The sequence below is a fragment of the Epilithonimonas xixisoli genome (assembly GCF_004365655.1).
GTDB lineage: Bacteria > Bacteroidota > Bacteroidia > Flavobacteriales > Weeksellaceae > Epilithonimonas > Epilithonimonas xixisoli.
Map to the genome: position 1 here is coordinate 819,089 of NZ_SOEO01000002.1, position 11,964 is coordinate 831,052.

The window sequence follows — 11,964 nt, forward strand, 5'->3', positions numbered from 1 at the left end:
CTTGAACTATGTCTAATTGCTATTGGAGGTTTTTGTTTGTTAAAATAAATTTAATTATCTTTGCAAAAGATTTACGGGAAAATGGGAAGGCTTTCGCAAGAATGCCTTTTTTCGTAGATGTAATTAGGAGGTAATATTTATGGAATTTAAAACAGAATTAAGTCGGTTGCTTAATGAGTTTCTAGAAACTAGAGCGGATCTTTTTTTAGTAGATCTGAAAATCTCTGTAACGTCCGATGTTACAGTGGTTTTGGATGGAGACAACGGCGTTACACTTCAGGATTGTCTGGATGCAAGCCGAGCGATTGAGTTCAATATGGATAGGGAAGAGCACGATTTTAGTTTGCAGGTAATGTCAGCTGGATTGAGTGAACCACTTGAATATCCAAGACAATTTAGAAAAAATATTGGTCGAGATATAGAGGTGATGTTTGCAGATTCTACAAAGATTGAAGGTGAGCTTTTATCAGTTGATGATGAAAAGATTGTTCTGAGATTAGAATACAGACAACCAAAATTAATCGGAAAAGGAAAAGAAGATGTAGTAGAAGAAAGAGAAATTCCTTACACCGAAATCAAAAAAGCATTAGTAGTAATTAAATTTTAACAATTAGATGATTTGATATTGATTCAAAATAAAATCAACTATCAACCATCATTTATCAATATATAATATAGGATATGGATAATTTAGCTTTAATAGAAGCCTTTGGTGATTTTAAAGAAATAAAGAATATCAGCAAAATAGACTTAATGGCTATTATCGAAGATTCTCTTAAGACTCTTCTTAGAAAAAGATATGACTCTGATGACCATTTTGATGTGATTGTAAATCCTGACAAAGGGGATTTTCAGATTTTCTTGAATAAAACTATCGTAGAAGACGAGATGTCAGAAGATGATGATTTGGAAATCGAGATCTCTGAAGTTAGAAAGATCGATTCCACTTTCGAAGTTGGTGAAGAATATACTCAAGAGATCGAAGTTGCAAATCTTGGGAGAAGAAGTATCTTGACTTTGAAGCAAATTTTGGCTACGAAAATCCAAGAGCATTTCAACGCTTCTTTGTATGAGCAGTTCAAAGACAGAATCGGACAAATCATTATAGGTGAAGTTCACCATATCCGTCACAAACACGTGATTCTTTTGGATGATGAAGATAATGAGTTTATCTTACCAAAGGAAAACCAAATCCCTTCTGACTTTTTCAAAAAAGGAGAAAGCATTAAAGGAATTGTGGAAAGTGTTGACTTCCGAGGTTCAAAACCACAGATCATCGTTTCCAGAACAGCACCGAAGTTCTTAGAAGAATTGTTGGAGCTTGAGATTCCTGAGATTCAAGATGGAACGATTATCCTTAAAAAAGTAGTGAGAATTCCTGGTGAGAAAGCGAAAATCGCAGTTGATGCTTATGATGATAGAATCGATCCAGTTGGAGCGTGTGTTGGAGTGAAAGGTTCAAGAATCCACGGTGTGGTGAGAGAACTTAAAAATGAAAACATCGATGTGATTCAATGGTCAAAAAATCCTGAGATTTTTGTGAAGAGAGCTTTAGGGAATATTATCATTAATAAAATTGAAATCAACGAAGAATCGAACTACGCTTTGGTTTATACACCAGTAGAAGAGATTTCGAAAGTAATTGGTAAACAAGGACAAAATATCAAGTTGGCATCATGGTTGACGGGTTATGAGATTGATGTTTACAGAGAAACTTCTGATGACGATGATGTTGAGTTGAGAGAATTCTCAGATGAGATCGAAGCTTGGATTATCGATGAGTTCAAAAAAGTGGGACTTATGACTGCAAGAAGCGTATTGGATAAAGATACGGACGCATTGTTGAAAATTGTAGATCTTGAAGAAGAAACGATTGATGATGTGAAGAATATTCTAAGAGAAGAATTAGAAGGATAATAAAATGAAATATAGTTTTTCAAATTATTTTTTGAAAAACTAAAATTTAATAAAAAGAAAAATTAAAGCAAAAGCTTAAAACGCTAAAGCCAAAAGCAAAATTATATTTATGCCAAAAATAAGATTAAATAAAGCCGTTAAAGAACTTAACATTTCTATCCCAAGAGCTGTGGAATATCTGCAGGGCAAAGGAATAGAAGTGGATAGTAATCCTAACGCTCTATTAGAAGAACAGGCATTTTCTGCATTGGAAGCTGAGTTCCGAAAAGATGGAGAACAGAGAAAAGCTTCTCATGAGGTGGTGATTTCTAAAGTTCCTGACGAAAAATTAGCGATCGAAGAAAAAGCACCTGAGGTTATAAGAGCCAAATCAAACGCAAGACCCGAAACCAGGATCTTGGGAAAAATCGACTTGAATCCTGCAGCTAAACCTGTGGAAGAAGTTGCTCCTACACCAAAACCGGTAGTAGAAGAGAAGAAAGAAGAGCAGCCAGTAGAGGTTGTGAAAAAAGAAGAAAAACAGGAGTTCAAAGTTTTGGATAAGATTGATCTTTCTAAAATAGACAGCGGCAGACCAAAAGTTTCTGAGAAACCAAAAGAAGAGCCAAAATCTGTTGCAAAAGAAGAACCGAAATCAGAACCGAAAGTGGAAGAAAAACCAGCGCCAGTTGTGTCAACTCAGGCTGAACCTACTACTCCGGAATCTGACGAGCCTCAAAAAATCGAAACCGTTTATCAAAAATTGGACGGGCCTAAGATTGTAGGTGAGAAAATCGATTTGTCTCAGTTCAATAAGCCAAAACCTTCTGCCAATTCAAATAACGCTGCGAAGAAAAAAAGAAAGCGTATTACCAAAGATGTTCCTGGACAGACCAATACCAACCAAGGTGGAAACCAAGGTGGCGGCAACAGACCTGCAGGACAAGGTAACAATCAAGGCAATCGCCCACCAGGGCAAGGCGGCAATCGTCCAGGCGGAAATAATAACAACCGTCCAGGCGGAAACAATCGTCCAGGCGGGAACAACCGTGGCGGACAAGCTCGTACAATGCCAGTTGAACTGACAGATGAGCAGGTTAAAAATCAAATCAAAGAAACTTTAGAAAAACTGACGAATAAAGGAGGGAAATCTAAAGGTTCTAAACATAGAAAGGACAAAAGATCTTGGAGAAGAGAGCAAGACGAACTTCAACAAGAAATTGATGCGGCAGACAGAACTCTGAAAGTGACGGAGTTTATCACAGTTAGCGAATTGGCTAGTTTGATGAATGTAAGCGCAACAGAAGTGATCTCTGCATGTTTCTCTCTAGGTGTAATGGTGACAATGAACCAGCGTTTGGAAGCGGACACATTGTTGTTGGTAGCAGACGAATTTGGTTACAAAATTGAATTTGCGGATGCCGATGTAGAAGAGGCTGCTGCGGATGATGTTGAAGACTTGGAAGAAGATTTATTGCCAAGAGCACCAATTGTAACAGTGATGGGACACGTAGATCACGGTAAAACATCATTGCTAGATTATATTAGAAAAACCAATGTAATTGCTGGAGAATCTGGAGGAATCACTCAGCACATTGGAGCTTATAATGTGAAATTGGAAAGTGGACAGAGAATTACATTCTTGGATACACCAGGTCACGAGGCATTTACCGCGATGAGAGCTAGAGGTGCTCAAGTTACTGATATTGCAATTATCGTAGTTGCAGCAGATGATGACGTAATGCCACAAACAAAAGAAGCCATTGCACACGCACAAGCAGCAGGTGTCCCAATGATTATCGCTATCAATAAAGTGGATAAAGCAGGCGCAAATCCTGACAAAATCAGAGAGCAACTTTCTGCAATGAATGTCTTGGTAGAAGAATGGGGTGGAAATGTACAAGCACAAGAAATCTCGGCTAAGTTTGGTAACAATGTAGAATTGTTGTTGGAAAAAGTCCTTCTTCAAGCAGAAATGTTGGAGTTAAAATCAAATCCAAACAAGCAAGCAAGTGGCGTAGTAATAGAAGCAGCTTTGGATAAAGGTCGTGGATATGTTGCAACAATGTTGGTTCAAAACGGAACTTTAACTGTTGGAGATTACGTACTCGCAGGTAAAAATCACGGTAAAGTGAAAGCAATGTTGGATGAGCGTGGAAAAGCTATGGAAAAAGCAGGACCATCAATTCCTGTGACAATTTTAGGTTTGGACGGCGCACCAACAGCTGGAGACAAATTCCGAGTTTTTGCGGATGAAAAAGAAGCTAAGACGATTGCAAATAAGAGAGAGCAACTTCAAAGAGAACAATCTATCAGAACCAAGAAACATTTGACGCTTGATGAGATTGGACGTCGTATTGCTCTAGGAGATTTCAAAGAATTGAATATTATTCTGAAAGGTGATGTGGATGGTTCTGTAGAAGCATTGGCAGATCAATTACAAAGATTATCAACAGAAGAGATTCAGGTTAATATCCTTCACAAAGGTGTTGGTCAGATTACAGAGTCTGATGTATTGCTAGCTGCAGCGTCTGATGCCATTATGATTGGTTTCAACGTAAGAGCAAGTGTGAATGCAAAAGATATTGCAGATAAAGAAGAAGTAGAAATCAGAACATACTCAATCATCTACCGAGCAATCGACGAAGTGAAAGAAGCAATGGAAGGAATGCTTTCTCCAGAAATTCAGGAACAAGTGATCGGTAACGTAGAAATCCGAGAGGTGTTCAAAATTTCTAAAGTCGGATCTATCGCAGGTTGTATGGTTCTTACCGGAAAAGTAACCAGAAATTCTAAAATCAGACTTCTGAGAGATGGAATTGTAAAATTCGATGGAGAACTGGAAAGTTTGAAACGTTTTAAAGACGATGTAAAAGAAGTAACCAAAGGTTACGAATGTGGTCTTAATATCAAAGGTTACAATGATATCGAAGAACGAGATATACTTGAAGTTTATGAAGAAGTAGCTGTTAAGAAAAAGTTAAAATAATAAATTCCTAAAAAAAACCTAGATTTTCTAGGTTTTTTTTATAATTTTACTTTATTAAACAAAAATTTAAAAATATTATGAAAAAAATTCTATTTTCTTGTGCAGCAATGTTTTTTGCCACTAATGCATATTCACAATTTTGGACTAATCAATTTACTGGTTTTGCCGATGATTCTAGAGGAATTTTAGGAATTCATGCAAAAGATACTAATAATGTTTGGGCTTATGCATTTGATGGGGTTGCGGGGGCAGATATTCAAGAGTTTACAAAAACCACAGATGGTGGCGCGCAGTGGACGGCTGGCATTATAGATTTAGGGGATCCAAGTCTTAATATTCAAAGTATCGTCGGAGCTGATGCTAATACCGCTTGGGTTATGGCTTCCAGAGAAGCAGATGGAACGGGAGGTGTCTTCAAAACATCTGATGGAGGCGATTTTTGGGATTTCCAAATTGGAGGAACGACACCTGACGAATCTTGGAATAACTGGGTTCATTTTTATGATACCAATAATGGTGTTTTCATGAGCGATCCAGTTGGTGGTTATTTCGAATTGTACACAACATCTGATGGTGGTGCTAATTGGACTAGGGTTCCATCCGCTAATATCCCAGCGCCTTTAAATTCCGAATATGGTTATACAGGAGGATATACATATGTTGGTGATGCTGTGTTTTTTTATACAAATAGAGGAAGAATTTTGAAATCTACTGATAAAGGATTGACATGGTCTGTTATACTACCAACAGGTTATGTTACAGATTTTGGTACTACTGCTAATAGTGGATTGATGAGTTTTAGTGATGCAAACAAAGGCATCGTGTTTAGAAAAAGTGCTAATTCAGCAGGAACTCCTACGGCTTTAAATGTTTATAGAACAACAAACGGAGGTTCAACTTGGGAGACAGTAAATGTAAGTGGTATAAATGTTCAAAGTAATATAACTTCAATTTCTTACGTGCCAGGAACAAACACAATTATTGCAGCTGCGGTTACTCAAGCAGCTCCAGGGTCTTATATAAGTAAAGATAATGGGTCTACTTGGACACAGTTGGATGCTGTACAGCATACTTCGATTAAATGTATAGGAGATGTATGTTATTCGGGAGGTTACTCAGATATTTCTACTAACTCCGGAATGTTCAAATCTACAGAAAGTCTTGCAGTAAATGATATTGCTGACAAAAATTCAGTGAGCGTATTCCCTAATCCAGCTACTGACTATTTTAAAATTAATGTTAAGGGGTATGATGATGCAAAAGTAAAAGTTTCAATAACAGATGTATCTGGTAAGTTAGTTAAATCTTTCAGTTCACAAGATTCTTATAATGTGAGCGATTTGACAAAAGGAGTATATATTATCACAGTTACAGATGGCACCAAATCTGAAGCAAAGAAAATTATTAAGAAGTAAATTATTTCTTTTTTAATAGGAAAAACCCCACTCTTGAGTGGGGTTTTTTGGTTCTTAATTTATAATTCTCAAAAAGGTAATGATGTCTTTGTTGTATTTTCATATCGATTGTTTAAGGACAGAATTGGTAATAGAAAATTCAATAAATATATTTTTTTAAAGAATAAATGTTAAAAATTTGGAAATATTAGTATTTATTAACATATTTGCAGGTAATAATATAAATAGTGTTAATATGAATGTAAAGTTACAGCTTTTGACTGTGGGCGTTTTGTTCTTTTGTGGGCAAAATCTTATGGCTCAAAAAACAAAAAGTGATACTGCTTCTACAAGTAAAGAAATTGATGAAGTAGTGGTTTTGGGTTATAGTAAGGTTACGACAAAACCTAAAGACATTTCGGCGAATACAACTATTTCGTCGGAAGTATTGGAAAATCGTCCAAATGTTTCCTTTCTAAATTCTCTACAAGGGTCTGCCCCGGGGGTTACAATTGCTTCTAGTTCAGGTTCTCCTGGTTCTGCAAAAATAGATGTGGTTATCAGAGGGGTTTCTTCTCTTAATGCAAGTACTGATCCTCTAATTGTAATAGATGGTGTTCCCACAAATGCAAACCAATTTAGAAATCTAAATCCAGAAGATATTGATGCTGTAAGTATTCTTCGTGATGCGGCCGCAACGTCGATTTATGGTAACAGAGGTGCTAATGGTGTAATTATCGTTAAAACGAAAGTTGGAAAGTTTAACTCTCCCTTAACAGTTAGCTACAATAGTACCACGGGAGTAAGTGTGCTTCCTACAAATAGGTATAATCTTGCAAATGCAAAAGAGTTTTTAACTATCCAAAAGAATCTTGGTGTCAATATATTGGGTGATAGTCAGCAAGATATGACTTATGAAGAAATAGATAATTATAAAACCGACACAAATTGGACTAAAGAATTCTTCAGACCAGATATAACTTTGCAGCACAATGTTAATGCAACTTTTGGGGGCGAAAATACAAGTGTTTATTCATCACTAGGATATTTGAGTCAAGGAGGGATGGTGCCAAGTACTGATTTCCAAAGGATGACATTCCGAAACAATATAACAGGAAAGTCTAAGAACAGCAGGTTTTCATATAATGCTCAAGTTGGCTTGGCTTATTCAAAACGAAATCAATTGATTCAAGAAACAAACAGTGCAGTTAATAATAATGTTATTCAAAATCCTTTACAAGGAGCTTTACTTGGAAATCCAGCATTGAAAGCAAATATTGCAAACACTGGTTTAGAGTTGTTTAATATTTTAACCCAAAATGGTACAATTACAGCACCGAATTACGATCGCTATGGTACTTATGTTTTGCAGGAGATTCTAAGAAACAAAAGTGTTTTTCATCAAATTCAAGAAACTACCATCTTTGCCGGAGCAACATTGTCATATAAGTTGACGGACAAATGGTCAATTAGCAATAGATCAGGGGTTGATTATAAGAATACGAATGGTGATACTGGTAGAGACCCCAAAGGTTACTTAGCAAGAATAGTTGCTTTTGGTACCGTAAATGCAAATTTTGCAAATCCTTATGGTGGGCACGAGCAAATATACGCAGGAAGGGAAATGAATTTCAACTCTGTTACCAGTACAAATTATAATTTTGAGCTAGGGGAAAATCATACTTTTGATTTCGGTGCTTATTTAGAATATACCAAAGTTCATTATCTATATAGTTCACAAACTAAAAACGGATTAGATGAGCGAGTTTGGAGTATGGGAACAGGAAAGGGGTATGTCGATCCACAGGTCGATCTTACAAACCCAAATAACCCTCAAATTAGATACAATAGTACGGCTCTCGCTAGTAAGGTTGATGCCGGGTCTTTGGCTTATTTCGCAACTTTGGATTATGATTATGCTGGTAAATATGGTATTACCGGTTTGATAAGAAGGGACGGAACTTATCGTTTTGCAAAAGATTATCGATGGGGAACTTTTTGGTCAGCGGGCGCTAGATGGAATATTGACCAAGAAAATTTCATGTCTGACTCTGGCTTCCAAATGTTAAAATTGAGAGGGTCTTATGGAACTCAGGGAAATCAAAATGTTTTAGCTCCTAACTATGGCTCTAATGCATTGCTTGTTGGTGCAAACCTTATTAGAGATGTATTAGCAGTTGGTACAAGTTACAATAATAATGATGCGGGATTTACTATAGATCAGTTAGGAAATCCGCTTTTACAATGGGAAGAAATTGCACAGGCTAATATTGGACTAGATTTTAAAACGCTTAATGGAAAGTTGGAGGGTAATATAGATTTTTACAACAAACAGACATCTAGACTATTTACAGGTATTCAAGTTTCAGCTATCAATGGTCTTACAGAATACGATGGTAACTTAGGAGGAATCAGAAACCGAGGGGTGGAATTGTTGTTGAGATATAATATGTTTAACAAAGAAGATTTTAAGTTATCTGTATTTGCAAACGGATCTTACAACAAAAACACGATTACAGATCTTCAGATTCCTTTGTTAAGAGGGTCTCTAATAAATGAAGTAGGAGGGACAGTTTACCAATGGAATGTAGTGCCATACTTAGGCATTGATCCAGAAACTGGTAAGATGCAGTACATGGATGCGAGTGGAAATACAATCACGACCAATCCAACTGAAGGTGATAGAAGAGCAACTGGAAAAAATTATTTCCCGGCATATATTGGTGGTTTCGGTTTCAATGCAGAATACAAAGGATTCTTTTTGGATACTTTATTTTCCTTCCAGGCAGATTATTATCGAACCGATAATCAGGAATACTGGGCTTATTTAGGGCAAGGCTATGCAATGGATGGTTATAATGTTTCTGCCCATTTATTAAATGCCTGGACGCCGGATAATAAAATAACAGATATTCCAAGTTGGGAAGTACTGAAAGCAAATGATAACAGTAGTACATCTGACAGATTTTTAAGAGATGCCTCATTTTTAAGATTTAAATCTCTCATGTTGGGTTATACACTTCCTAAAAAGTTTACAGATAGGACTTTTATTAAAGGAATGAAAATTTTTGTACAAGGTGAGAATATTTATCTTTGGAGAAAAGAATATAATGGCTTTGATCCAGAAGGTTTGGGTACATTTCCTTTAGGAAGTTATCCGAATCCAAGAACTATATCAATAGGAACAAGCATACAATTTTAAATAAGTAAAAAATGAAAAAATATATTATAAAAATAGCCCTCTGTGTAGGTGTACTTTCAGTATATTCGTGCAAAGATGCGTTGGATATTGTACAAGAAGGAGAATTATATCCTGAAAATGCTTACAAATATACAGACGATCTAAGAAGAGTGTTAGATGCAAATATTTATAATGGAAGTTACATAAATAGTGCTGAAGCCGAGGTAGCATCCTTGTCTATGTTTCCACAAATCAGCTTTACTTCTCAGTTTACAGATGAAGTTGGAATTGGTCCTGCTAATTCTGATATTACTGTTGGGCCTCACCAATTTTATGTTGACATTACCACAAGCCAAGCAAATGATATTTGGGTTAGTAGTTACAATATCATTAACAACGTGGTACGTTTAATAGAAGGATCAAAGAACATAACACCAACATCACCGGCTGAGCAAAAACTTTATAATTCATATCTTGCAGAAGGTAGAACTTTGAGAGCATTTGCTTATTTGCAATTATTATCTTATTATTCCACAGATATGGCAGATCCGAATGCTCTAGGAGTTATTTTGTTAGATCACATACCTACTTTTGAAGAACAATTGCCGAGGGTTAATAACTCAGCGATTTATAGTGTTATTGAAAGTGATTTAGATTTTGCTGAAAATAATATTTCCCTTACAGGGAGAAATGAGAGTAGATTTTTTGTATCAAAACAAATGATTAATGCTTTAAAGGCAAGATATTATTTATATACCAAAAAATATACTTTGGCTAAGCAATATGCTCAAAAAGTTGTGAACGAATCTGGGTTGTCTTTAACATCTGCTACTCCAGTTCCAGCTCCGATACCTACCTCAAATAGTACTCCGAGTGCGGTTTTAAGTTGGCATAGGTCATTGAATGTTTACACTACATCTAACCCGTATGTTAAAATGTGGCAAGATACAAATCCAGGAGAGGTAATTTTTGCGCTAAGTAGACCAAATACAGATCCACCACCTCCAATTAGAGGTTGGGAAAATATGGTCAATTTATTTGCTCAAAACTCATCTACTATTAGTGGTTCTAGATATGACATGGGAAGGAATTTATTTAATATACTAGATTCTACACCTGGTGATATTAGAAGATGGGCTTATATAGATCCAACTTATAAAATGGATCCTAATTATTTGACATCAGATAATTACAGAAAAGATGATGCATTGGTTATTGATAAATACCCAGGAAGAAGTGGTGTTATATTGAGAAATGATGTAAAAGTATTCCGTCTTTCTGAAATCTATTTTATATTGGCAGAATGTGCGGCGGTTGAGAATAACTTAACACAAGCGGCACAATATATAAAAGCCGTTAGAGATGCTAGAAACTATAGAGGTGCGGCAGTAATGCCTACTTACACAAATTCTCAATCAGCTCTTATAGATATTTTAAAAGAAAGAAGAGTCGAGCTAGCGTTTGAAGGGCACAGATATATTGACCTTAAAAGGCTAGGGAAACTTACAGGACAATCGATTGATAGGAGTATCGTTGATGACTATTCAAAAGAAGCGCCGGTAACCATTCCTAATGACGATTTTAGATTTACTTTGCCAATTCCGAGAAAGGAATTACAGGCAAACCAATTAATTCAGCAGAATCCAGGTTATAAAGCGACTCCATAATTGAGTTTGCTTATGGCATAAAAAAATCCGAAGAATTTATTTTCTTCGGATTTTTTATTTAAAAAAATGAAAATTATTTTTGAGAAATTATTTTTACAATTTCCTTCATTGCATTTTCATCCTTAATATAAGATCCATTCTTTTTTACAAATTGTTCCAAGGCTAAATTATTAGAATATTTAGATAGTAATTCTTTTTTATTCTTAGGAAATTCGATAATGCTATTATTGGTTTTTAGATAGTATTCTGTTTTAAGGGAAGAAAACTTTGGAGCTGTCGCCTCCCTGTAACCATCAGTTGGTTTTGCATCAAGTAAATTAACTTTATATTTCTTCAATAGACTGCTGCTATTATTTTGATATAGCTCTGTATAATAACTAGAAGAGCCATCATTGTTAGTTTCTAAAACAATATTTGTATTATCATTTAACTTAATAGGAGAATAAGTTACGTCCTTTGGTAGTTCATAAATATTATTCCCATCTTTAAATTCGATAACATCTTTATAAGCATTGTATTTAAAGATAATATTAGCATTAATATTAGGAATAGTCCCTGTTTCAAATTCCGTAGAGCTGTAGGGGTTCCCGGTAATTGTATTATTATTTTTATTAGGATCATACACATTATTACTTCGCAAAGTGGCAGATAGTCTTGGATCTGAATCTAAGATTCTCATAATATCTGATTGTGAGTAGATGCTAATGCTGCCTAGCAATAAAATTGGAATTATTATTTTTTTCATTTTGAGAATTTTTTATTAATTATTACAAATATATTCAAATTAGATTGATTACTATAACATTCGCTTAGGATAATGTAAAAGCGGCGTGCGTA

Annotated in this window: 7 protein-coding genes; 6 read left to right on the forward strand and 1 reads right to left on the reverse strand. The window is 35.5% G+C overall.

Features of this window, described 5'->3' with window-relative positions; translation table 11 throughout:
- Positions 1–139: 139 nt before the first annotated feature.
- The 6 genes from rimP (at position 140) to B0I22_RS11215 (ending at position 11,127) form a co-directional block, all read left to right on the forward strand.
- Entirely contained in the window at positions 140–607 is a 468-nt protein-coding gene (rimP, locus tag B0I22_RS11190; protein ID WP_133944850.1) for a ribosome assembly cofactor RimP, read from the forward strand.
- 74 nt (positions 608–681) lie between these two features.
- Entirely contained in the window at positions 682–1,917 is a 1,236-nt protein-coding gene (gene nusA / locus B0I22_RS11195) for a transcription termination factor NusA (protein WP_133944852.1), read from the forward strand.
- A gap of 109 nt (positions 1,918–2,026) precedes the next feature.
- The gene (gene infB, locus B0I22_RS11200; RefSeq protein ID WP_133944854.1) at positions 2,027–4,885 is read left to right on the forward strand and encodes a translation initiation factor IF-2; all 2,859 of its coding nucleotides are present in this window, start codon (positions 2,027–2,029) and stop codon (positions 4,883–4,885) included.
- A gap of 77 nt (positions 4,886–4,962) precedes the next feature.
- Positions 4,963–6,300, forward strand: coding sequence for a T9SS type A sorting domain-containing protein (locus tag B0I22_RS11205; protein WP_133944856.1), 1,338 nt, complete (start codon positions 4,963–4,965; stop codon positions 6,298–6,300).
- Between the two features lie 178 nt (positions 6,301–6,478).
- A complete protein-coding gene (locus B0I22_RS11210) occupies positions 6,479–9,481 on the forward strand; it encodes a SusC/RagA family TonB-linked outer membrane protein (RefSeq protein ID WP_246022200.1) in 3,003 nt (1,000 codons plus the stop codon).
- A gap of 11 nt (positions 9,482–9,492) precedes the next feature.
- Positions 9,493–11,127, forward strand: a complete 1,635-nt coding sequence (locus B0I22_RS11215) for a RagB/SusD family nutrient uptake outer membrane protein (RefSeq protein ID WP_133944858.1) — start codon at positions 9,493–9,495, stop codon at positions 11,125–11,127.
- A 73-nt stretch (positions 11,128–11,200) separates the two neighbouring features.
- Here B0I22_RS11215 and B0I22_RS11220 read toward each other — a convergent pair whose 3' ends face one another.
- Positions 11,201–11,872, reverse strand: a complete 672-nt coding sequence (locus B0I22_RS11220; protein ID WP_133944860.1) for a hypothetical protein — start codon at positions 11,870–11,872, stop codon at positions 11,201–11,203.
- Between the last annotated feature and the right edge of the window lie 92 nt (positions 11,873–11,964).